Origin of the sequence: Agrobacterium sp. CFBP 3001 (assembly GCF_027871605.1) — a bacterium.
Taxonomy (GTDB): Bacteria; Pseudomonadota; Alphaproteobacteria; order Rhizobiales; family Rhizobiaceae; genus Agrobacterium; species Agrobacterium leguminum.
The window spans coordinates 98,652-120,463 of record NZ_JAQAHD010000001.1; the positions used below are offsets into that span (position 1 = coordinate 98,652).

Sequence of the window (21,812 nt, forward strand, 5' to 3'; positions counted from 1 at the left end):
CGGAAAATGCCGACCCATGTTGAGGGGCATGTGACGCGGAAACGGATTGATTGCCATGGCAGCGGATGTGATCGTTTTGGGGGCAGGGATCATCGGGGTCTCCATCGCCTTGCAACTGGCCCGCAGGGGTAAGTCGGTGGTGCTGGTCGACCGGCGCGGGCCGGGTGAGGAGACCTCGTTCGGCAATGCCGGGCTGATCCAGAGAGAAGGCGTCGTGCCTTATGCCTTCCCGCAGGATCTCGCCCTGTTGCTGCGCTATTCCCTGAACAACAGCATCGATGCCCGCTATCACCTCTCCGCTTTGCCGAAGATCGCGCCTTTTCTCGGCCGCTACTGGTACAATTCCGCAGCCTCGCGCCACGCGGCAATTGCCCGCGCCTATGCGCCGCTGATCGAGCATTCGGTTTCGGAGCACAATATCCTGATCGAGGAGGCGAAAGCCGGTGATCTGATCGTCAAGAACGGCTGGATGGAGGCGTACAGAACCGCCGCAAGGCGGGATGCCGATTTTGCTTTCGCCGAGCGTCTGGCGCGCGACCATGGCATTTCCCATACGAAACTCGACGCCGAGGAGCTTGCCGCAGCCGAGCCGCATCTGAGCCATGATTTCGTCGGCGGCCTGAAATGGAACGATCCCTGGTCGGTGCGCGATCCGCATGCGCTGACGCTCGCTTATGTCCGGCTGTTCGAGAGCCTCGGCGGAAGCTTCGTCAGGGGCGATGCCTCCACCCTCAGCCAGACGGTGAGCGGGTGGACGGTGCGCACCGAAACCGGCGCGGTCGAGGCCGAACATGCCGTCGTGGCACTTGGCCCCTGGGCGGATATCGTTACGGAACGGCTGGGTTACCGCTTTCCACTCGGTGTGAAACGCGGTTACCACATGCATTATGCGCCGCAGGAGGGCACGAAGCTCAATAACTGGCTGATCGACGCCGAGCGCGGTTATTTCCTCGCGCCGATGCGAAAGGGCATCCGCCTGACGACGGGCGCGGAATTTGCTGAACGCGATGCACCGAAATCTCCCGTGCAGATCGAGCGGGCAGAGCGGGTGGCGCGCACCGTCTTTCCTCTCGGCGGCCGGCTGGATGCGGAACCGTGGATGGGTGCGAGGCCCTGCACGCCGGATATGATGCCGATCATCGGCAAAGCGCCGCGCCATAAAACATTGTGGTTTGCTTTCGGGCACGCCCACCATGGCCTTACACTTGGGCCGATCACCGGCCGTGTATTGGCGGAAACCATGCTGGGTGAAACGCCGGTTATCGCCATCGACGCCTATCGCGCTGAAAGGTTCAATCCCTGATAGCTAAATCCGCTGGCCTTCCGGGGACAGGCCACGTAACATGGTCGCATGCTGGGGCGGGATGGCGAAAAGTGTAAGCGGTTTTCGCCTGAAATCCCGTTCTAACTATATAATTTAGATCATGTAATGATCTAAAGGGGAAAAGGGGCGAAACGTCATCATGGTGGCGAGGTTTCTCATCTATCAGCAGCAGGACGACTTTCGTTAGCGCAACTCGCTGCGCATGAAACGAGATGGAAACGGCTTGCTGGTGCATGATGGATGATATTGAAAACGCAAAGAAATTTTTCGCCGATAACCCCGATATCGAAATTCTCGAAGCTTTCGTCATAGACGCGAACGGCGTGCCGCGCGGCAAATGGATTCCGCGCGAACGGGCAATCGACGTTCTTGAAAAGGGAATGGCCATTCCCCGGTCGGTCTATGCGCTGGATATCTGGGGCCGGGATGTGCATGCCGCAGGCCTTGCGGAAGGCACGGGCGATCCGGACGGGTTTTGTTTCCCCGTTCCAGGCACGCTGTCGCGGGTGACATGGCTTGGCCGCCCGACGGCGCAGGTTCTGCTGGCAATGAAAAATCCGGATGGAACCGGCTTTTATGGCGATCCGCGCCATGTTCTGGCGCAGGTTCTGAACGCTTATAAAAAGGCCGGTCTCACACCGGTCGTTGCCACCGAACTCGAATTTTACTTGATCGATCCCGTCCGCTCCGCGCTCGATCCCGTCCGTCCGCCGCATAGCCGCGAGGGCCGCTGGCACACGGGCCAGACCCAGGTTCTGTCGATTTCCGAACTGCAGGATTTCGAGGATGTCTTCCATGATATTGCCACGGCCTGCCGCGCACAGGGCGTGCTTGCCGATACGACGTTGCGGGAAAACGGTCCCGGCCAATATGAGATCAACCTCAATCATGTTCCGGATGCGTTGCAGGCGGCCGATTTCGCGGTCTTTCTGAAACGTATCGTCAAGGGCGTGGCGCGGCGGCATGATCTCGACGCCACCTTCATGGCCAAGCCTTATGGGTTGCAGGCCGGCAACGGCATGCACGTGCATTTTTCCGTTCTCGACAGGGACGGCAGGAACATCTACGCCGGAGAGGATGGCCCATCGGATGCTTTGATGCATTCGGTCGGCGGCCTCTTGGAAAACATGGGTGAAAGCATGGCGATCTTCGCCCCCCATGCCAATTCCTATCGTCGTCTGACCCCCAGCGAACACGCACCGACCTACGCCTCCTGGGGCATCGACAACCGCTCGGCGGCTGTGCGTGTCATCGTTGCCAGCAAGGCCGCGACGCGTATCGAACACCGGGTCGCCGGCGCCGATACCAATCCCTATCTCGTTGTCGCGATGATCCTGAGCGCCGCATTGGCTGGCATGAAGGAGAAGCGCCAACCGGGTGGCGCGATTGCCGGCGACAGCCACGCGATCAATCACGAGCCGCTGCCCACCAACTGGGACTATGCGTTGCAACGCTTCACGCGGTCGAGCTTTGCCTATGCGACGCTCGGCCAGAAGTACCGCACGTTGTTTTCCGCCTGCAAACAGCAGGAGCTTTCCGAATTTTCCTTGCGTGTAACCGACGTCGAATATGACGCCTATATCAGGACGGTGTGAGATGGCTGAGGTAACGAACATTCCCAATCCCGGCCACACATCGTCATGGTATGCGGCCTCCGCCAATGTCAAAACCGTGCGGCCGACACTCGAAGGCGCGCTGGACGCCGATGTCTGCATCATCGGCGGTGGCTTCACCGGCATTTCCGCCGCGCTGGAACTCAGTGAGCGCGGCTATTCCGTCATCGTTCTGGAAGGCGTCCGCGTCGGCTTCGGCGCTTCGGGTCGCAATGGCGGCCAGATCGTCAACGGCTATAGCCGCGATCTCGAGACCATCGCTGGCCGCTATGGGCATGACAAGGCGGTGAAACTCGGCGAAATGTCGCTTGAAGGCGGCGCGATCATCCGCAACCGCATTGCCAAATACGCCATCGATTGCGATCTCGTCGATGGCGGTTTCTTCGCCGCCTTCACGCCGAAACAGATTCGCGAGATGGAGGCTCACAAAACCCATTGGGCGAAACACGGCCATGGCGGGCTCGAAATGGTCTCGAAGGCGGATGTCGGCCAGTATGTGAAGACCGATCGATATGCCGGCGGCATGATCGACCGCTTCGGCGGGCATATCCACCCGCTCAATCTGGTGCAGGGCGAAGCGGCGGCGGCGGAAAGCCTCGGTGCGCGCATATTCGAAAATTCGCGGGTCATTGCGGTGGAGCAGGGCGCAAACCCCGTGGTGCGCACGGCAACAGGCAGCGTGAAGACGAAATATGTCCTCGTCTGCGGCAACGCCTATCTCGGCAAACTCTTGCCAGAAATCGGCGACCGCATGATGCCGGTCTCAAGCCAGGTCATGGCGACGGAGCCGCTCGATGCCGATCTGATCGAGGCCCTTCTGCCCGCCAATTATTGCGTCGAGGATGCCAATTACATTCTCGATTATTACCGCCGGACCTCGGATAATCGCCTGCTCTATGGCGGCGGCATCGGTTATGGCGGCAGCGATCCGGCTGACCTCACGGGCGTGATCCGCCCGAACATGCTCAAAACCTTCCCGCAACTGGAAAAAACGAAGATCGACTTTGCCTGGAGCGGCAATTTCGCGCTGACCCTGACGCGCATTCCGCATATGGGCAGGCTGTCGGACAATATCTATTTCTCGCATGGCGACAGCGGCCATGGTGTTACGACAACCCATCTGCTCGGCAAGATACTGGGCGAGGCCGTTGCCGGCCACGCCGAACGTTTCGATATCTGGAGCTCGCTGCCGAACTATCCGTTCCCCGGCGGCAAGACCTTCCGGGTGCCGCTGACCGTGCTTGGCGCGTGGTGGTACGGCCTGCGCGACAGGCTCGGATTTTAGAACGTCACCGTCTTTAAACCGGAAAGTGCGTTATTCGCAATATCCTCCGGTGTGGCATCGATGCTGACGGTCACGACCCCCGGTTCGCCAGTCGGCACTTCCAGCGTGGCAAGCTGGGTTTGAAGCAGCGAAAGCGGCATGAAATGGCCCTTGCGTTCGCCCATGCGCCGGCTGAGAAGCTCCAGGCTGCCATCCAGATAGACGAAAGCCAGCGGGCCGCCAGTGGCCTTGCGAAGCCGGTCACGATAGATTTTCTTGAGCGCCGAGCAGGAAACGACGACACCGTTGCTTTCGCTGCCCTTGCGCAGTTCCGCGCCAATCAGATCGAGCCAGGGCCAGCGGTCTTCGTCCGTCAGCGGAATACCCTCGGACATTTTATCGACGTTGGATTTCGGGTGAAGCTTGTCGCCCTCTATGAAAGGAACGCCCAGTTTCTTCGCCACTGCTTCCGCGACCGTGGACTTGCCGGAGCCGCTCACTCCCATCACGACAATTGCCTGTGTCACCCGAACCTCGAATGTTTCTGTTTCGACGGTCAGCCCCTACCATGTGCGGCAGGCATCGGGAATATAAAAATGCGGGGCTTGCCTGGGTCAGTGCCCGGTTTTGCGCGCCGCACTCTTCTCCAGGGCGGAAAAGGCAGCGTGAATCAGGATCGCCAGCGCCGCAACGATCAGCCCGCCCTGAAGAATGAAGGCCAGATTGTTGGATTGCAGGCCGGCAATGATCACTTCGCCGAGGGTGCGCGCCGCGACGGTCGAGCCGATGGTTGCGGTGGAAAGGCTGATGACCGCCGAAAGCCGGATGCCGGCGAGAATGGCTGGAAGGGCAAGCGGCAACTCCACTTTGACAAGGCGTTGCCAGCCGGTCATGCCGCTGCCTCTCGCGGCATCCATCACCGTGGCGGGCAGGGTTGTAAGACCCGTCAGCGTATTTTCGAATACCGGCAAAAGCGCATAGAGAAACAGGGCAATGAGCGTTGGTTTTTCGCCAAAACCGATCATCGGTACGGCCAGCGCCAGCACCGCTACCGGCGGAAAGGTCTGGCCGATATTGACGATGCTGCGCGACAGCGGCAGGAAATCCGCCCCGAACGGCCGGGTGACGAGAACCGCGAGCGCTCCCGCCGTGAGCGTGGCCAGCCCCGTGGCAATCGCCACAATGGTCAGATGCGACAGCGTGAGGGAAAACAGATTGGCCTGCGTGTAGATTGCCGGCGCATTCGCCTGCACGAGAGGGCGGAACACCGGCGCAAAGACCTGCGGCACGGCAAGGAAGATGATCAGCGCCAGCGTCAGGAAACCGAGGGCAAACAAGGATAAGGCGTTTTTCATGGGGCTCCGGCGGCACGCTGGAGGAGAACGTCACGCCGAACCCGGCCGGCGGGTTGCCCATTGTCCCTGACGACCGGCAAGGCATCGCAGCCCGCCCATAGCATAGCCGACAGGGCGTCGCGCTGGCTTGTATGCTCGCTGAGCGGTTCGCCCTCTGCGTTTCCCGGCTCCACGACATCGGCAACGGAGAGAACGGACAGCAGTTTCAGCGCCCGTTCGTTTTCGCCGATCATGGTGCGCACGAAATCCGTCGCCGGTTTCAGCACCAGTTCGGCCGGCGGGCCGTCCTGTACGATACGGCCCTTGTCCATCACGGCGATACGATCCGCCAGATGAAAAGCCTCGTCCATATCGTGTGTGACGAGAACGACGGTCACGCCGAGCTTTTTCTGGATATCGAGAAGATCGTTCTGGGCCTTGGCGCGGATCACCGGGTCCAGCGCGCCGAATGGTTCGTCCATCAGAAGAATGTTCGGCTCGGCGGCCAGCGCACGCGCCACGCCGACACGCTGCTGCTGACCGCCTGAGAGTTCATGCGGGAAACGGTCGGCATAAAGCGCGGGATCGAGCTGGAAGAGATGCATCAGCGCATCGATCTTCGCCTCGATCCGCTTGCGATCCCAGCCGATCAGCTGCGGAACGGTCGCGATATTTTCGGCCACCGTCCGGTGCGGAAACAGGCCATGGCCCTGAATGGCGTAGCCGATCTGGCGGCGCAGCTTGAAACCGGGCATCGCGCTGACATCCTCACCATCGATACGGATCGTGCCGGAGGTGGGCTCCACCAGCCGGTTTATCATGCGCAGCAGAGTGGTCTTTCCCGAGCCGGAGGTGCCGACGATGACGGTGACGGTGCGCGGCGCGACAGTCAGCGATACCTGATCCACGACGGCGGCATCGCCATATCGTTTCGTGATGGTGTCGATTTCGATCATGCCTTTTGCCTTCCGCCTGCGCTGAAGAGATTGCTGTCGATGATGGCGTCGAGTGTTATCGCGGCGGCAAAGCCGAGAAGAACCGTCGGCACGGTGCCGAGCAGCACGAGGTCCATCGCTGTCTGCCCGATGCCCTGAAATACGAAAACGCCAAAGCCGCCGCCGCCGATCAGGGCGGCAATCGTCGCCAGGCCGATATTCTGCACCAGCACGATGCGGATACCGGTGAGGATGACCGGCATGGCCAGCGGAAATTCCACCCGCAGCAGCCGTTGCACCGAGGTCATGCCGAGCCCGCGCGCCGCTTCCCGTACCGCTTGCGAAACACCCGAAAGACCGACCACCGTGTTGGAAACCACCGGCAGCAGCGAATAAAGAAAAAGCGCCACGAAAGCGGGCGCCATGCCGATGCCGGCAATGCCGATTTTCGCGGCACCCGGCACAGTGGCCGCGATCCACCCGAGCGGTGCGATCAAAAGGCCGAAAAGGGCGATGGAGGGAATGGTCTGGACGATGTTGAGGCTGTTCAGTACGCCTGCGCGCAACCGCTCGACCTTGTAACAGAGTATCCCCAGGGGGATGCCCACCACGGTCGCTGCGATCAGCGAGCCGATGGCAAGTTCCACATGCCGCAAAGCCTCGGTCCAGAATGTATCGGCCCGGCCGGTATATTCCTTGATGATGGAGAGGTCGTTCCAGAGGCCGCTTGTCAGCACGGCCGCGAGCGCGGCGATGGCCACCAGCAGCAGCAAAATCCGGGCAGCGGGCTTCGGCTCAAGACGCGCAATACAATCCGTAGCGAGCAGAGCCAGCCCGGCAAATATCAGCCAGAAGCCGCTGGCAGGTGAAACGCGGGCAAAACCGTTACCCTCCGGCATGAGGAAACATGCCGCCTGCCCGACGAAAACCGCCAGTGCCGCAAGACCGGTGAGCGCGAATGCGAGTTTCAATCGCGTGGGAAAGCGGAAAAAGGCGATGAAGGCCGAAAGAAGAACGATGGTGACGAGAACAGTTGCAGCCGAACCCGGAAGAGCTTCAAAGACCGTTCGTGTCTCGCCCTGAACGATCCGGTTGGCACGGAATGTCATGAAAGGTGAGGCAAAAAGCGCATAAAGAAGCAGGCACGAAATCACAACGCCCACTTTGTCAGGCCATTTCGTCAAATCCTGCTCCCCTGTCTTTTGGCCCGTGTACCATGATTTGGGACGGGACCACGGGAACGCACCGGTTCCCGCAACCCGCTCTGGTGCCGCGAGCGGTTACTTGACGAAACCGTTCTTTGTCAGAAAGTCGAGCGCCACGGTCTTGGCCTGTTCACCGCCCACCTGAACGCGGGCGTTCAGATCCTGCAGCGTTGCGAGATCGAGTTTTTCGAACACCGGTTTCAGCAGCTCTTCGATATTCGGGTGCTTTTTCAGAACCTCTTCGCGAATGATCGGCGCTGGCTGATAGACCGGCTGCACATGTTTGTCGTCCTCCAGCACCACAAGACCGGAGGGCGCGATGCCGCCATCCGTGCCATAGACCATGGCGGCATTGGCATTGTTGGTCTGGTTGGCGGCGGCGGCAATCGTGGCCGCGGTGTCGCCGCCGGAAAGCGTGATCAGCTGGTCAGGCTTCATGGTGAAGCCATAGGTGGTTTGAAATGCAGGGAGCGCGGCGGCGGAGTTGACGAATTCGGAAGACGCGGCAAGCACGACTTCGCCGCCATTGGCAACATATTTGCCAAAATCGGAAAGCGTCTTCAAATTGTTCTTGTCGGCGACATCCTTGCGCAGCGCAATCGCCCAGGTGTTGTTTGCCGGCGATGGCGTCAGCCAGACAATTTTATTGGCATCGAAGTCGAGTGTTTTCGCCTCTTTATAGCCCTTGGCCGCATCTTTCCAGAGCGGATCGTCCGCCTTGGAGAAAAAGAACGCGGCGTTGCCGGTATATTCGGGATAGATGTCGATCTCACCGGCGGTGATCGCTTTTCGCACAACCGGCGTGGCGCCAAGCTGGATGCGATCCGTCGTTTCGATCTTGTTCTGGTTAAGGACGGCGAGGATGATGTTGCCGAGAACACCGCCTTCCGTGTCGATCTTCGACGACACGACCACCTGCGCCTGAGCGATGGAAACAGAAAGGGCAAGCGCAAGTCCGGCGCCCGTCAACGTCATCAAGCGGTTCATGAATGTTCCTCCGGTGGGTCAGCCTGCCGAACAGGCAAAAGATCGCCGCCGCAATTGCGGCCGAATATAAACGGCCGGGAGGAAAAATGGTTGCATGCCATCTGCGTTTTCGCGCCGATGGCTCCGGCTACGCGCCGACGGTCAGGTTTCGCCGTCCCGCTTGCGTGCGTCCTTGCCCATGACCAGCGGCATTAGAACGGAAAGAAACAGGAGCCTGATGACGTGGTGGGAGCCGACATAGGCGGTATCGGCATGCATCATCACCGCCATCGCCGCCATGGTCTCCAGGCCGCCGGGCGAATAGGCGATCATGACGGCATTGAGCGGAACGCCGGTCACCCCGGAAATCATCCAGGCAATGCTTCCGGCGATCAGCATCACGGCGATGGTAACGACGAAGCCGGCCAGAAAGCCTTTCCGCACGTCCATCAGTGAGACATTCGAAAAGCGGGTGCCGATAAGGCAGCCGATCAGCACATAGACGGGCAGGCTGAGCCAGGTGGGAACGCCGCCTTCGGTAAGGCCGGTAATGTGGGTGCCGATGGAAATGGCGACGCCGCCAAGCAGCAGCGCGGCCGGAAACTTCCAGCGCAGGAAAAGCCAGCCGGTCAGAAGCGATGCGCCGATGGTCAGCGCCAGCGTGAAAAGGCCCATTGGCGGGTTGGCCACAAGCGGTTCCGTGCTGACGAGATCGAAATATTCGACGATCAGCGGCACGGAAAGCGTCAGCGCCAGCACCCGCACGCTTTGCACGATGCTGACGGTCGCAAGGTCGCTTTTCGTCTCGGCGCCGAGGCTGATGATATAGCTGAGATGACCGGGAGAGGCGCCCAGCATCGCCGTTGTCCGGTCGTAACCGAAGCCGTAATGCAGGATCCAGTAGGCGACATAGAGCATGATGACGACAGCGACGAGCACAACGACGAAGCTCACGGGCCAGGTCTTTGCGGCGTCGATCACGGAGGGCGTCACGCTCGTTCCCATGGAAATGCCGACGACGACGAAACAGGCATTGCGGATGAAGGCGGGAACGCCAAGCCTTACACCGGCCAGCCCCGTGATCGTCACCGCAAGTGCCGGGCCGGAAAGAAAAGGCGCCGGAATATCGATGAGGCTGGCGAGTAGCGCCCCTATGCTGCCGACGAGCGCGGTGAGTGCAAATGTATGGAATTCAGGCTTGATGATCATTGCGACGCTGATTGGTTGCTTGAAAAAGCTCGCGACCAAATGCGCCGCTTCCATTCGCGACGTCAACACGCAGGATCAAAAATATTACATTTCATGCGTATTCTATAAAAGAAAAGCCCGTGGCCTGAAGGACACGGGCTATGGCAATTGCCGATGCGGCAATGGGATGATCAGGCAGCCGGAAGGGCGGCGATTTTCGGCATTTCCGTATCGAGGCCCAGCAGGAAGTTGATCTGGGGCCGCGCCTTGACGAGATCGTCAATCGAATATTCCGCCAGAACGTCGAAAAAGGCATTGAGCGCCTTGCGAAGCGCCGAGTTGAGGCCGCAGCTATCCACAAGCGGACATTCCACAGCACCGTCCTCGAAGCATTCCGCCATGGCGAAGCTGTCTTCAGTCACCTTCACCACGTCGAACAGGCTGATCTTTTCGGCGGGTTTGCCAAGACGCACGCCGCCGTTACGACCGCGCACGGTTTCCACCAGGCCCGCCTTGTTGAGCGGCTGCAGGATTTTGAACAGGAACAGCTCCGAAACGCCATAGGCCTTGGCGATCTCGGGAATGCGGCTCAGATGGCCTTCATTGGCGGCGCAATACATCAACATGCGAACGGCATAGTTGGTCTGTTTGGTCAAGCGCATGCTGGTCTCCTAACTCTCAATGTGGAGTTATATAGTCTCTTTTTCAGTTTAGAACAATTCCAGAAACTGAAAAAACTGGCACCCATCCGATATTTCTCGAACAGCCTTGTTGACCGTCCGGATGATTCATGAACAAACAAGTCAAGAATCGGAATGTAATGGAGGCATTCATAATGGCAAGCTTGAAATCATACTTTTCCGCTGCCGTTTTTTCAGGGTTGACGATCCTTGTCGCCGCGCCCGTCGCTCTGGCAGAAGGGGAGGTTAACGTCTATTCCTATCGCCAGCCTGAATTGATCCAGCCGCTGCTCGATGCTTTCACGAAGGAAACCGGGATAGAGGCGAATGTGCTTTTTCTCGATAAGGGGCTGGTGGAACGCATTCAGGCCGAGGGCGTCAATTCGCCCGCGGATGTGCTGCTGACGGTCGATATCGCCCGTCTCGTCGAGGCGAAGGAGGGCAAGGTTACCCAGCCGGTCCTCAACGATCCCGTCATCGAAAAGGATATCCCCGCCAATCTGCGCGACCCCGAGGGCGAATGGTTTGGTCTCACCACGCGCGGCCGGGTGGTCTATGCGTCGAAGGAGCGGGTGACCCAGAAGGACATTAGCTATGAGGAGCTTGCCGATCCGAAATGGAAGGGCAAGATCTGCATTCGCGACGGCCAGCATTCCTATAATATCGCGCTGATCGCCTCGATGATTGCCCATCACGGCGTCGATTATACCCGCACATGGCTGACCGGCCTGAAGAACAATCTCGCCCGCAAGCCTGACGGAACCGACCGCAGCCAGGCGAAATCGATCTTTTCCGGCGAATGCGATATCGCACTCGGCAACACCTATTATGTCGGCCTGATGCTGACCAATGATCGCGAGCCGGAAGAAAAGGAATGGGCCGGATCGGTGCGGGTGATCTTCCCCAATGCGGGCGATCGCGGCACACATGTAAATATTTCCGGCATGGCGCTGACGAAACACGCCCCCAACAAAGACAATGCGCTGAAGCTTATGGAATTCCTGGCCTCCCGCGAGGCGCAGGAAATCTATGCCAAGCAGGTCTTCGAATATCCGGTGCTGCCCGGCGCGGAGCCATCCGATGTCGTGAAGGGCTTCGGCCCCATCAATCCGGACAAGCTGCCGCTGACGGACATAGCCGCCCATCGCAAGCAGGCGTCCGAACTGGTGGATGAAGTGGGTTTCAACGACGGCCCGACCAACTGATCCCGGCGCAGCCCTTACCGCCCAGCCGAAATCCAATAAAAAGCCCCGCTGTTTTTCCAGCGGGGCTTTTGCTTGTGTGGCTTACTTCATTGTCGGCATCACGAATTCAGCGCCCGACTTGATACCCGACGGCCAGCGCGAGGTGATCGTCTTGGTTTTCGTCCAGAACTTGATCGAATCCGTCCCGTGCTGGTTGAGGTCGCCGAAGCTCGAAGCCTTCCAGCCGCCGAAGGAGTGATAGGCAAGCGGAACCGGGATCGGAACGTTGACGCCGATCATGCCGATATTGACGCGGCTTGCGAAGTCGCGGGCGGCATCGCCGTCGCGGGTATAGATGGCGACGCCATTGCCATATTCATGCTTCATCGGCAGTTCCAGCGCGTCTTCGTAATTCTTGGCGCGAACAACGGAGAGAACGGGTCCGAAGATTTCCGTCTTGTAGATATCCATGTCAGGGGTCACATGGTCGAACAGGCAGCCACCGACGAAATAGCCGTCTTCATAGCCCTGCAGCTTGAAGTCGCGACCATCGACCAGAAGCTTCGCACCCTGTGTGACGCCGCTGTCGATCAGGCCCTTGACGCGCGTCTGCGCTTCCTTGGTGACGAGCGGACCCATATCGGCCTTGTCGTCGGTATAGGGGCCGATCCTCAGGCTTTCGATCTGCGGAATGAGCTTTTCGACGAGACGGTTTGCCGTCTCCTCACCAACCGGAACCGCAACGGAAACAGCCATGCAGCGCTCGCCGGCCGAACCGTAACCTGCGCCCATCAGCGCGTTGACCGCCTGGTCGAGATCGGCATCCGGCATGATGATCATGTGGTTCTTCGCACCGCCGAAGCACTGCGCACGCTTGCCGTTCATGGCGGCCGTGCCATAGACATAGCGGGCGATCGGCGTCGAACCGACGAAGGAGACCGCGCCGATATCCGGATCGGTCAGGATGGCGTCGACGGCGCCCTTGTCACCGTTGACGACGTTGAGGATGCCGGCCGGAAGACCGGCTTCGATCATCAGTTCGGCAAGACGGATCGGCAGCGACGGGTCGCGCTCGGAAGGCTTAAGGATGAAGGCGTTGCCGCAGGCAATCGCCGGCGCGAACATCCACATCGGGATCATGCCGGGGAAGTTAAACGGCGTAATGCCCGCGCCGATGCCAACCGGCTGGCGGATCGAGTACATGTCGATGGCCGGGCCGGCACCCTCGGTGAATTCGCCCTTCTGCAGATGCGGAATGCCGCAGACGAATTCGCAGACTTCGAGGCCGCGCACGATATCGCCCTTGGAATCTTCAACGGTCTTGCCATGCTCGCTGGAGAGCAGCACCGCCAGCTCGTTCATGTCGCGGTTCAGAAGTTCGACGAACTTGAAGAAAACGCGGGCGCGGCGCTGCGGGTTGGTGGCGGCCCATTTCGGCTGCGCGGCCTTGGCGCTTTCTACGGCGGCGCGCAGTTCGGCGTCGCTTGCAAGCGCGACAGTTGCCTGAACTTCGCCGGTGGCCGGGTTGTAGACATTCGATGTGCGGCCGCTGGTGCCCGGCACATGCTTGCCGTTAATGAAATGACCGATTTCCTTCATGGGTGTTCCTCCAGAATGTGATGGCGCAGCATTACCTTTCGATTTGCACAAATCAATCGCCTGAAATAAGCATCCATTGTGCAAAAATAGACATAAGGAGGGTGCCGTGAACTGGGATGATGTGCGTTTGTTTCTAAGCGTGGCGCGAAGCGGCCAGTTTCTTTCGGCGGCCAGAAAGCTTGGCGTCAACCATGCCACCCTTAGCCGGCGCATTTCCGCACTGGAAGCGGCCATCGGCACGCAGCTCTTCCTGCGCAGCACCAATGGCTGCGAGTTGACCGAAGAGGGGCAGCGCCTTCTTGCCGGGGCCGAGCGGATGGAAACCGAAATGCTGAATGCCCAGGCAAATCTCGGCCGTGTCGATACGGCGGTGGCGGGAACGGTGCGCATCGGCGCGCCGGATGGCCTCGGCGTTTCTTTCCTCGCGCCGCGGCTCGGCCGGCTGACGGCGCGTTATCCCGATCTGAAAATCCAGCTCGTGCCGGTGCCGCGTTCCTTCTCACTGTCGCAGCGTGAGGCCGATATAGCCATCACCATCGAAAGACCGGAGCAGGGCAGGCTGATGTTTTCAAAGCTCACCGATTATTCGCTGGGCCTCTATGCCTCGGCGGATTATCTGGCCGATTATGGAACGCCTGATGATGTAGAGGCGCTGAAGCGCCACCGGCGGATCGGTTATGTGGAAGACCTGATCTTTTCGCCTTCACTTAACTTTACCGGTGAGATCATGCGCGACTGGGACGCCGCCTTTGAAATCTCCAGCGCTACCGGGCAAACCGAGGCGGTGCGTTCCGGTGCGGGCATCGGCATCCTGCACAATTACATCGCCGGGCAATATCCCGAACTTCTGCGTATCATGCCGCAACTCACCATCAGCCGGTCCTACTGGACGGCCTATCACGAATCCGCCCGTCAACTGGTCCGCGTCCGCACGGTGGTCGATTTTCTCCAGGAACTGGTTGCCGAAGAACGGCGAATCTTCACCTGACATCCAACACGCCGACATTATTAGTACTATTAATTGTTCCGGCCCGGCAGTTCGGGGCTTGACAAAGGATGGCAGGCTGGACGACCAATGCAGCCATTGGGAGAGATCGGAACTGACATGTCTATGATACGTAAGCTTTCGCCGACTGGCCTCGGCGTGGCCGTCATGCTGCTTGGAATGCTGCTTTTCGCACTGAACGACGCCATGGGAAAATGGCTCGTTGCCACCTATAGCCAGGGTCAGGTGATCCTCATTCGCAGTGCGGCGGCGCTTATTATCCTCGTTCCGATCGTCTGGCGTGCCGGCCTCTCCGGCCTTGTCAGAATTGAACGTCCCGGCCTTCAGTTTGCGCGCGTTTTCTTTTCCACCGCAGAGCTTTTCTGTTTCTATTTCGCGGTCGCGGCCCTGCCGCTCGCCGATGTCATGACCTATTGGCTGGCCGCCCCAATCTATGTGGCGGCGCTCTCGCCGTTTCTGCTCGGAGAAAAGGTGGGCTGGCGTCGCTGGACGGCCATCGCCATCGGTTTTGTCGGCGTTCTCATTGCGCTCAAACCCAGCTCGGCAAGCCTCACCTCCGCAGCATTGTTTTCGATCCTTGGCAGTGCCGCTTTCGCTTTCATGATGTTATCCGGTCGTCAGCTGCGCAATACGCCGGATACGGTGCTTGCCTTCTGGCAGATCATCGGTGCGGCGCTTGCGGGCATTGTCGCGGTATTCATCACGCCATCGGGATGGCTGCCGGTTCAGTCCAGTTTCGATCTCGCCTTCCTCGGCCTGCTCGGTGTCGTCGCCATGACGGCGCATGTGCTGGTCAACCGGGCGCTTAAACTCGCCGATGCCGCCACCGTCGCGCCGCTGCAATATACGCTGCTGCTCTGGGCGGTGATTTTCGGCTGGCTGTTCTTCGGCGATGTGCCGCAGACGAGTATCGTCGTCGGCGCAGGCCTGATCGTTCTTTCCGGCCTTTATATCTTCTTCCGCGAAAATACTCTCAAACGCCGCCGCGAAACCGCTGAAGACCTGGCAGCAGAGCAGGTTTGATCTTTCTCAGGGCCTTGATCACGATCACGGGACTTGACGAAGGCGTGATCTTCAGGGAGTAAGAAAGAGCCCTGCGATGATTTGTCTCGCAACGGCAGAGGAAACAAAGGTGCCGGGCCCCTCTGGCGAGAGTTTTACGGCGCTCTCGCGATGTCGGTACCGCCTGCAAAAATTGGCCGGCGGATTAAAAACTATGAAAAACCCGAATGTGCTTCGCGCGCGTGCTTTCTGCGTGCGGCCTGACGCCCTGCGTCGGCCCCTGAACGCCCTCTTTATGGGAGGCGACCGGACATGAGCGCTGCCCAGAAAAACACGCTTACCTACTTCAAGTGGGCTTTTATCGTCACCGTGGTCGGTTTGATCCTCGGCGGTTATCTCGGTTGGGAAATGACCGGAACGGTGAGCGGTACGGCGACGATCTTCTTCATCTGCGTCGTGCTGGCGGTGCTGGAAATCTCACTTTCCTTCGACAACGCCATCGTCAACGCCAATAAGCTCAAGGATATGACACCGGTCTGGCAGCATCGCTTCCTGACCTGGGGTATCCTGATTGCCGTTTTCGGCATGCGTATCGTCTTCCCGCTGCTCATCGTGGTCGTTGCGGCCAATGTCGGCCCGTGGACGGCGATTGTCATGGCGGCTACGCAGCCGGAACGTTACGCGGAAATCATGCGTGACGCCCATCTGCCGATTGCGGCTTTCGGCGGCACCTTCCTGATGATGGTCGGTCTCAACTTCTTCTTCGACCATGAAAAGGACGTGCACTGGGTGCGCTGGATCGAGGAAAAGGCTGCAACCTATTCCTCCGTGAAGGGCATCGAGATTGCCTTCGTGCTGGTCGTCATGCTGATCTTTTCCCGCATCATCGGTGCTAGCGACAATCCGGAACTTGGTCCGGTCGCGGCCAACACCTTCTTCCATTCGGCGATCTGGGGTCTTTTGACCTTCCTGCTGGTGGAAGTCGTCGGCGGCATTCTCGACCGCAGCCAGGAAATGCTGGAAGGCGCGGCGAAAGGCGGCTTCGGTGCGTTTCTTTATCTCGAAGTGCTGGATGCCAGCTTCTCCTTCGATGGCGTTATCGGCGCTTTTGCGCTGACGCAGAACCTGTTCATCATCGCCATCGGCCTCGGCATCGGCGCCATGTATGTGCGTTCGATGACCATCATGCTGGTCGAGAAGGGAACCCTGGCGGAATATCGCTATCTGGAGCACGGCGCCTTTTATGCAATCCTCATCCTGTCCGTCATCATGTACGTGCAGACCATGGTGCATATTCCGGAGGTCATCACGGGCCTTGGCGGCGCGGGCCTGATCGGCATCTCGCTCTGGTCGTCGATCCGCTATAACCGGCGACAGAGTGCCGATGCGGTCGATGCCGCGCGCGGCGCGGAGATCTGATCCGCAATTACCCATGCCTTCCGCTGTCGCGGCGGAAGGCAGTTTTTAAGCATTGAATTATTTTTTTGCCTATTTTTGCTGCTGTTTATCCTTTGCGAAAAATTTCGCCATAAGGCGGAGTTTTTGAATTAAGCCACTGTTTTTACTATTGCTTGTGCGTTGCATCAAAACTGGCACGCTTCCTGCATCTCATTCTGCAAGTCCAGAGGGGACATCATGGCTCGAAAACGGGTCAACAAATACCGCCGCGCCGCGCGATCTTTCTGATCTGCGCCGTGCGGCGGTTCTGTTTGTGCGGGATGGTTCTTGAGTTTTCCGTTCGGTTGAATGAAAACGATAAGACAACGACTGGAAGGGTCACGGTTTGCCTGCACAATTGTCGCCCACGGAGGCACTGGGTCTCTGGCATCGTGTATCCACGGCGCAGGTCATTGACGATCAGCCGGATTTGACCTTGCGTCAAACCGCCATCCTGCTGCAGATTTATCTCGTGCCGCCGCCGCACACCGTGCGGGGTCTCGCCGCCATGCTGGGTGTGACCAAACCGGTTATCACCCGCGCCCTCGACAGTCTGGGTGCTCTTGGACTGGTCGACCGGGTTCGGGATGAGCGGGACAAGCGCAATGTCGTGATAAAACGCACAGTAGCCGGTGCGCTTTATCTGGAAAAATTCGGCGATCTGATTATTGATCAGGCGCGCAAGATTTAACCTCTGGATGTGAAACCCATGATGCTCGACCGCCGCCTGAATGTCTTCCGCTCCGATCTCGCCGATGAAAAGCTGCAGGGCGTGGTGCAGGCCGAACGTTTTGTCAGCGGCTCGCCCGCGCAGATCGCGGTGCCGGTTGTTGGCCTGCGGCCGACGCCGGACCTTGCCGCTGGCATCGATACCGAGCTGCTGTCTGGCGAAACCGTCCGTGTTTTCGAGCACGCGAATGGCTGGGCATGGGTGCAGGCGGATGCAGATGGTTATGCCGGCTATGTGCCGGAAACGGCGATCGGCGATGTCGTTGTCGCCACCCATCGGGTGATTGCACCGCGCACTTTTCTCTATCCAGCCGCTGAATTGCGCAAACCGCCGGTCGCAGCGCTGTCCATGGGCAGTCTCATCCGCATCGTTGGTGAGGCGGAGACACGCGGCACCCGTTACCTGCTGACCGAAAAGGGCGAAGGCATCATCGCCGCCCATTGTCGCGCCGTGGATGAGGCGCTTGAAGAGGATTATGTGGCGGTAGCACTGCGCTTTATCGAGACCCCCTATCTCTGGGGCGGCCGTTCCGGCTTCGGTATCGATTGTTCCGGCCTCGTGCAGCTTTCCATGGCCATGGCGGGCCGGCGGGTTCTGCGCGATACCGACATGCAGGTGAAGTCGCTCGGCGTCGAAATAGAGCGGGATGAATTGCGCCGCGGCGATCTCGTCTTCTGGAAGGGCCATGTCGGCCTCATGGAAAACGAGGAAACGCTGCTGCATGCCAATGGCCATACGATGAATGTCGCACGCGAAAATCTCGATGCGGCCATCGAGCGTATCGGCTGGCTGTACGAAAAGCCGACGGCTTTCCGCCGCCTGGAAGACTGAAAAGGCGGCTTTCACGAAATTGTGCCTGTGAGGCCCTTTGTGCGAGAGCCGCCGACAGCCTACATCGGTTGGATGATGGTTCGGGACCGGCATCGATGAAGACAAGAACGGCGACACGATTGGCAGCGATCCTCGCGGCGGTTTTGCTGAGCGTGTCGGCGCAGGCGCAGACTGTTTTCCAGAACGGTTTTGCCCCCGCGCCGGATGCCTATGCAAATCTGCCAGGCGTCAAGGATCCGCGCACGCTGCAGCCAAAGGTCCGTTACAATTGCCACAGCGCTCTTGGCTCGACCGGATATTCGCGCGGCCCCTACCGGAATGTTTTTGGCAGCCGTGGACTTCCCGTTCAGGGTTACCGTTGCACCGATGAAAACGGAATTTCCAGCTTCGGCGGCAGAAACCCGGTTTCCAAGGACTGGTATCCCGGCATAAACCCCGTAGACCCGACCTTCTGAGGCGGCATCGCTCCAGCAGCGGACCGAAAACCCCATTGCGCTCTTCGGAAAATCGATGCGCGGGCGGTGGCGGCGGGCATTTGCCTGGCCGGTGCTCTGGACTTGTTGTCGCTTTTTCAGATAAATCTTCCGCATGACAGGTTGATACCTGCCGGGGTGCGGAGTGACATCGGCTATTCTGACCTTTGGCCGATATTGGGGAATGCGAGTATGACGAAGACCGATATAGCCACCCGTGTCCATAATCATACCTGGAAACTCGACCCTATCGTCCGCAGCCTGATCGATACGGATTTCTACAAGCTCTTGATGTTGCAGATGATCTGGAAGCTCTATCCGGAGGTCGACGCGACGTTTTCGCTGATCAACCGCACGAAGACGGTGCGGCTGGCGGAAGAAATCGACGAGATGGAGCTGCGCGAACAGCTCGATCATGCACGCACCCTGCGTCTTTCCAAAAAGGAAAACATCTGGCTTGCGGGTAACACGTTTTACGGCCGCTCGCAGATTTTCGAGCCGGAATTCCTCTCCTGGCTGTCGAGCTATCAATTGCCGGAATATGAGCTTTTCAAGCGCGACGGGCAATATGAGCTGAATTTTCATGGCCGCTGGATGGACACGACGCTCTGGGAAATCCCGGCGCTCGCCATCATCAACGAGTTGCGCTCGCGCAGCGCCATGCGCTCGCTCGGTTATTTCACGCTCGATGTGCTTTATGCCCGCGCAAAGGCCAAGATGTGGGAGAAGGTGGAGCGGCTGCGGGAGCTGCCGGGCCTGCGCATTTCCGATTTCGGCACCCGTCGCCGCCACAGCTTCCTTTGGCAACGCTGGTGCGTCGAAGCGCTGAAGGAAGGCATCGGGCCCGCCTTTACCGGTACGAGTAACGTCCTGCTCGCCATGGATTCCGATCTCGAAGCCGTCGGCACGAACGCGCATGAACTGCCGATGGTGGTCGCGGCGCTGGCGCAGACGGATGAGGAGCTCGCCGCAGCACCCTATCAGGTTCTGAAGGACTGGAACCGGCTTTATGGCGGCAACCTGCTGATCGTACTGCCGGATGCCTTCGGCACGGCGGCTTTCCTGCGCAACGCGCCGGAATGGGTGGCAGACTGGACGGGTTTCCGTCCCGACAGTGCGCCGCCGATCGAAGGTGGGGAAAAGATCATCGAGTGGTGGCAGAAGATGGGCCGCGATCCGCGCAAGAAGATGCTGATCTTCTCCGACGGTCTCGATGTCGACGCCATCATCGATACCTACAGGCATTTCGAAGGCCGTGTCCGCATGAGCTTCGGTTGGGGCACCAACCTCACCAATGATTTTGCAGGTTGCGCGCCAAAAACCATCGCCAGCCTCAAGCCGATTTCCATCGTCTGCAAGGTGAGCGACGCCAATGGCCGGCCGGCGGTGAAGCTCTCGGACAATCCGCAAAAGGCCACCGGCGACCCAGCCGAAGTGGAGCGTTACCTGAAGTTCTTCGGCGAAGAGGACCATAAGGAACAGAAGGTTCTGGTTTAGAGCTTTTGTGGAGCCCGGTTTTCCGCCCGGAAAATGCTCTGAATTGAGAACGGGCGCTCCGGTTGAGGAAGCGCCCGTGGAAGCCTGCACCTATAAGCAGATTACTTCGCAAACTGATGTGCGATGTAATGGAAGAGTGCGCGGATACCCTGCGCCTCCCCGCCGATCGATGAATGATGCCTCTCGCTCAGAGACCAGCCGTAAATATCGAAATGCGCCCAGCGCCTGGTATTGGTAACGAAACGCTTCAGGAACAGGGCGGCGGTGATCGATCCGCCCATGCCGCCCGAAGGCGCGTTGGTGATATCGGCTGCGCGTGAGCGGATATCCTTGTCGTAGCCCATATAGAGCGGCATGCGCCACAGCGGATCGTCCGTATCGATGCTGGCTTCCGCGATATCATGCGCCAGATCCTCATCATCAGTGTAGAAGGGCGGCAGATCCGGGCCGAGCGCGACGCGTGCGGCACCCGTCAGCGTTGCCATGTCGATCATCAGGTCCGGCGCATCTTCGTCCGCATAGGCCAGCGCATCCGCCAGAACAAGACGGCCTTCAGCGTCGGTATTGTCGATCTGCACCGTCAGCCCCTTGCGGCTGCGGTAGATATCGCCGGGGCGGAAGGCATTGGAGGAGATGGAGTTTTCGACCGCGGGCACGAGAACGCGAAGATCGACCGGCAGCTTCGCATCCATGATCATCAGCGCAAGGCCGAGCACATTGGCCGCGCCTCCCATATCCTTCTTCATCAGCGCCATGGAGGCGGCAGGTTTAATATCGAGGCCACCTGTATCGAAGCAGACGCCCTTGCCGACAAGGGTGAGGCGCGGATTGCCCTTCTTGCCCCAGTTCATCTCCAGAAGCCGCGGCGCGCTTTCGCTGGCCCGGCCGACAGCATGGATCAGGGGGAAGTTTTCCTTGAGCAGATCATCGCCGGTGGTGACCTTCACCTTTGCCTTGTAGTGGGCGGCAAGCGCGCGAAAGGCAATCTCAAGCTCATCCGGCCCCATGTCGTTGGCCGGAACATTGATGAGGTCGCGCGCAAGGAAAACGCCGGCCAGTACGCGCTTGATCTCGCCGTCTTCCGCGTCCTGCGGAATAAGGAGCTTTGCCCCGTTCGTCTTGGTGGTCTTGTATTTGTCGAAGCGGTAGCTGCCGAGACCGAAACCGAGAGCGAGGCGATTGGCCGTCAGGGGTGCGGTCTCGATGTGCCATTCGCCTTCCGGCAGTTCACGGGCGAGTTTCCCGGTGATGAAGGGGATTTCCGAGGGATTGCCGCCGAGGCCGAGAAGCACGCCGCCCAGCGAACCATCGGCGGAAGGAACGAGCAGGATGGCGCCTGCCTCCGCCTTGAACCCCGCCTTCTTCGCCCAATCCAGAGCGACAGGATCGATGGCGCCCTGTTCGATATGGGCCGGTGTGACGGCGAAAACCGGCAATGTGCTGCCGGCCTTGGAGCTGAAAGGGGTCGGGCGTTCGATGAACTGATAGGGCGCCATTGTATGCTTCCGTAAATGTCGAGAATCGGTGCGATTAACGCTCTGTTA

General features: G+C 59.4%; 20 protein-coding genes. 11 read left to right on the forward strand and 9 right to left on the reverse strand.

Annotated features, from left to right (window positions below):
* Positions 1-55 precede the first annotated feature (55 nt).
* The 3 genes from PH605_RS00475 to PH605_RS00485 all read left to right on the forward strand — a co-directional run bounded on the left by PH605_RS00475 (position 56) and on the right by PH605_RS00485 (position 4,222).
* Positions 56-1,303, forward strand: a complete 1,248-nt coding sequence (locus PH605_RS00475; RefSeq protein WP_142844185.1) for an NAD(P)/FAD-dependent oxidoreductase — start codon at positions 56-58, stop codon at positions 1,301-1,303.
* Positions 1,304-1,557: 254 nt separating this feature from the next.
* Positions 1,558-2,919, forward strand: a complete 1,362-nt coding sequence (locus PH605_RS00480) for a glutamine synthetase family protein (RefSeq protein WP_161987720.1) — start codon at positions 1,558-1,560, stop codon at positions 2,917-2,919.
* A 1-nt stretch (position 2,920) separates the two neighbouring features.
* Entirely contained in the window at positions 2,921-4,222 is a 1,302-nt protein-coding gene (locus tag PH605_RS00485) for an NAD(P)/FAD-dependent oxidoreductase (RefSeq protein WP_161987718.1), read from the forward strand.
* Here the strand turns inward: PH605_RS00485 and PH605_RS00490 are convergent.
* The 7 genes from PH605_RS00490 to rirA form a co-directional block, all read right to left on the reverse strand.
* Positions 4,219-4,707, reverse strand: a complete 489-nt coding sequence (locus PH605_RS00490) for a gluconokinase (RefSeq protein WP_161987754.1) — start codon at positions 4,705-4,707, stop codon at positions 4,219-4,221. The two genes, PH605_RS00485 and PH605_RS00490, sit on opposite strands and share 4 nt — an antisense overlap.
* Before the next feature lie 108 nt (positions 4,708-4,815).
* On the reverse strand, positions 4,816-5,556 hold the full coding sequence (locus tag PH605_RS00495; RefSeq protein WP_142844182.1) for an ABC transporter permease: 741 nt from the start codon (positions 5,554-5,556) through the stop codon (positions 4,816-4,818).
* Positions 5,553-6,491, reverse strand: a complete 939-nt coding sequence (locus PH605_RS00500) for an ABC transporter ATP-binding protein (protein ID WP_142844180.1) — start codon at positions 6,489-6,491, stop codon at positions 5,553-5,555. The genes PH605_RS00495 and PH605_RS00500 overlap by 4 nt, the downstream gene beginning before the upstream one ends.
* Positions 6,488-7,654, reverse strand: coding sequence for an ABC transporter permease (locus PH605_RS00505; protein ID WP_161987716.1), 1,167 nt, complete (start codon positions 7,652-7,654; stop codon positions 6,488-6,490). Before PH605_RS00505 ends, PH605_RS00500 begins: the two co-directional genes overlap by 4 nt.
* 96 nt (positions 7,655-7,750) lie before the next feature.
* Positions 7,751-8,662 carry a glycine betaine ABC transporter substrate-binding protein OsmF gene (gene osmF, locus PH605_RS00510; protein ID WP_142844178.1) on the reverse strand — a complete coding sequence of 304 codons (912 nt, stop codon included), beginning with the start codon at positions 8,660-8,662 and terminating at the stop codon, positions 7,751-7,753.
* 141 nt (positions 8,663-8,803) lie between these two features.
* Positions 8,804-9,850, reverse strand: a complete 1,047-nt coding sequence (locus PH605_RS00515) for an AbrB family transcriptional regulator (RefSeq protein WP_142844177.1) — start codon at positions 9,848-9,850, stop codon at positions 8,804-8,806.
* A 170-nt stretch (positions 9,851-10,020) separates the two neighbouring features.
* On the reverse strand, positions 10,021-10,491 hold the full coding sequence (gene rirA / locus PH605_RS00520) for an iron-responsive transcriptional regulator RirA (protein WP_059759126.1): 471 nt from the start codon (positions 10,489-10,491) through the stop codon (positions 10,021-10,023).
* A 173-nt stretch (positions 10,492-10,664) separates the two neighbouring features.
* Between rirA and PH605_RS00525 the strand changes: the two genes are divergently transcribed.
* Positions 10,665-11,714, forward strand: coding sequence for a Fe(3+) ABC transporter substrate-binding protein (locus tag PH605_RS00525; RefSeq protein WP_237680907.1), 1,050 nt, complete (start codon positions 10,665-10,667; stop codon positions 11,712-11,714).
* Between the two features lie 81 nt (positions 11,715-11,795).
* Here PH605_RS00525 and PH605_RS00530 read toward each other — a convergent pair whose 3' ends face one another.
* Positions 11,796-13,292 (reverse strand): CoA-acylating methylmalonate-semialdehyde dehydrogenase, encoded by a 1,497-nt coding sequence (locus PH605_RS00530; protein ID WP_142844173.1) that lies wholly within the window; start codon positions 13,290-13,292, stop codon positions 11,796-11,798.
* A 106-nt stretch (positions 13,293-13,398) separates the two neighbouring features.
* Here PH605_RS00530 and PH605_RS00535 point away from each other — a divergent pair, with 106 nt between their 5' ends.
* The 7 genes from PH605_RS00535 (at position 13,399) to pncB (ending at position 20,268) form a co-directional block, all read left to right on the forward strand.
* A complete protein-coding gene (locus tag PH605_RS00535) occupies positions 13,399-14,280 on the forward strand; it encodes a LysR family transcriptional regulator (RefSeq protein WP_077984612.1) in 882 nt (293 codons plus the stop codon).
* 123 nt (positions 14,281-14,403) lie between these two features.
* Positions 14,404-15,321, forward strand: a complete 918-nt coding sequence (locus PH605_RS00540; protein WP_065654713.1) for a DMT family transporter — start codon at positions 14,404-14,406, stop codon at positions 15,319-15,321.
* A gap of 291 nt (positions 15,322-15,612) precedes the next feature.
* Positions 15,613-16,719, forward strand: a complete 1,107-nt coding sequence (locus PH605_RS00545; RefSeq protein WP_142844171.1) for a DUF475 domain-containing protein — start codon at positions 15,613-15,615, stop codon at positions 16,717-16,719.
* A gap of 364 nt (positions 16,720-17,083) precedes the next feature.
* Positions 17,084-17,428 (forward strand): MarR family winged helix-turn-helix transcriptional regulator, encoded by a 345-nt coding sequence (locus PH605_RS00550; protein ID WP_003524457.1) that lies wholly within the window; start codon positions 17,084-17,086, stop codon positions 17,426-17,428.
* A gap of 18 nt (positions 17,429-17,446) precedes the next feature.
* Positions 17,447-18,298: a C40 family peptidase gene (locus PH605_RS00555; protein WP_142844170.1), complete on the forward strand. Its 852-nt coding sequence runs from the start codon at positions 17,447-17,449 to the stop codon at positions 18,296-18,298.
* Between the two features lie 95 nt (positions 18,299-18,393).
* Positions 18,394-18,753 carry a hypothetical protein gene (locus PH605_RS00560; RefSeq protein WP_142844168.1) on the forward strand — a complete coding sequence of 120 codons (360 nt, stop codon included), beginning with the start codon at positions 18,394-18,396 and terminating at the stop codon, positions 18,751-18,753.
* Between the two features lie 210 nt (positions 18,754-18,963).
* Positions 18,964-20,268 (forward strand): nicotinate phosphoribosyltransferase, encoded by a 1,305-nt coding sequence (gene pncB / locus PH605_RS00565; RefSeq protein WP_065654709.1) that lies wholly within the window; start codon positions 18,964-18,966, stop codon positions 20,266-20,268.
* Between the two features lie 101 nt (positions 20,269-20,369).
* On the opposite strand, the gene PH605_RS00570 is transcribed toward pncB, so the two are convergent.
* Positions 20,370-21,764, reverse strand: a complete 1,395-nt coding sequence (locus tag PH605_RS00570) for a leucyl aminopeptidase family protein (RefSeq protein ID WP_003524461.1) — start codon at positions 21,762-21,764, stop codon at positions 20,370-20,372.
* Positions 21,765-21,812 lie beyond the last annotated feature (48 nt).

Coding starts and splice junctions, on each gene's coding strand:
- PH605_RS00530 (WP_142844173.1), bottom strand. CDS start 13,292: ATGAAGGAAATCGGTCATTTCATTAACGGCAAGCATGTGCCGGGCACC.
- PH605_RS00475 (WP_142844185.1), top strand. CDS start 56: ATGGCAGCGGATGTGATCGTTTTGGGGGCAGGGATCATCGGGGTCTCC.
- PH605_RS00570 (WP_003524461.1), bottom strand. CDS start 21,764: ATGGCGCCCTATCAGTTCATCGAACGCCCGACCCCTTTCAGCTCCAAG.
- PH605_RS00545 (WP_142844171.1), top strand. CDS start 15,613: ATGAGCGCTGCCCAGAAAAACACGCTTACCTACTTCAAGTGGGCTTTT.
- pncB (WP_065654709.1), top strand. CDS start 18,964: ATGACGAAGACCGATATAGCCACCCGTGTCCATAATCATACCTGGAAA.
- PH605_RS00500 (WP_142844180.1), bottom strand. CDS start 6,491: ATGATCGAAATCGACACCATCACGAAACGATATGGCGATGCCGCCGTC.
- PH605_RS00485 (WP_161987718.1), top strand. CDS start 2,921: ATGGCTGAGGTAACGAACATTCCCAATCCCGGCCACACATCGTCATGG.
- osmF (WP_142844178.1), bottom strand. CDS start 8,662: ATGAACCGCTTGATGACGTTGACGGGCGCCGGACTTGCGCTTGCCCTT.
- PH605_RS00515 (WP_142844177.1), bottom strand. CDS start 9,850: ATGATCATCAAGCCTGAATTCCATACATTTGCACTCACCGCGCTCGTC.
- rirA (WP_059759126.1), bottom strand. CDS start 10,491: ATGCGCTTGACCAAACAGACCAACTATGCCGTTCGCATGTTGATGTAT.
- PH605_RS00490 (WP_161987754.1), bottom strand. CDS start 4,707: ATGGGAGTGAGCGGCTCCGGCAAGTCCACGGTCGCGGAAGCAGTGGCG.
- PH605_RS00560 (WP_142844168.1), top strand. CDS start 18,394: ATGAAGACAAGAACGGCGACACGATTGGCAGCGATCCTCGCGGCGGTT.
- PH605_RS00555 (WP_142844170.1), top strand. CDS start 17,447: ATGATGCTCGACCGCCGCCTGAATGTCTTCCGCTCCGATCTCGCCGAT.
- PH605_RS00525 (WP_237680907.1), top strand. CDS start 10,665: ATGGCAAGCTTGAAATCATACTTTTCCGCTGCCGTTTTTTCAGGGTTG.
- PH605_RS00480 (WP_161987720.1), top strand. CDS start 1,558: ATGATGGATGATATTGAAAACGCAAAGAAATTTTTCGCCGATAACCCC.
- PH605_RS00540 (WP_065654713.1), top strand. CDS start 14,404: ATGATACGTAAGCTTTCGCCGACTGGCCTCGGCGTGGCCGTCATGCTG.
- PH605_RS00495 (WP_142844182.1), bottom strand. CDS start 5,556: ATGAAAAACGCCTTATCCTTGTTTGCCCTCGGTTTCCTGACGCTGGCG.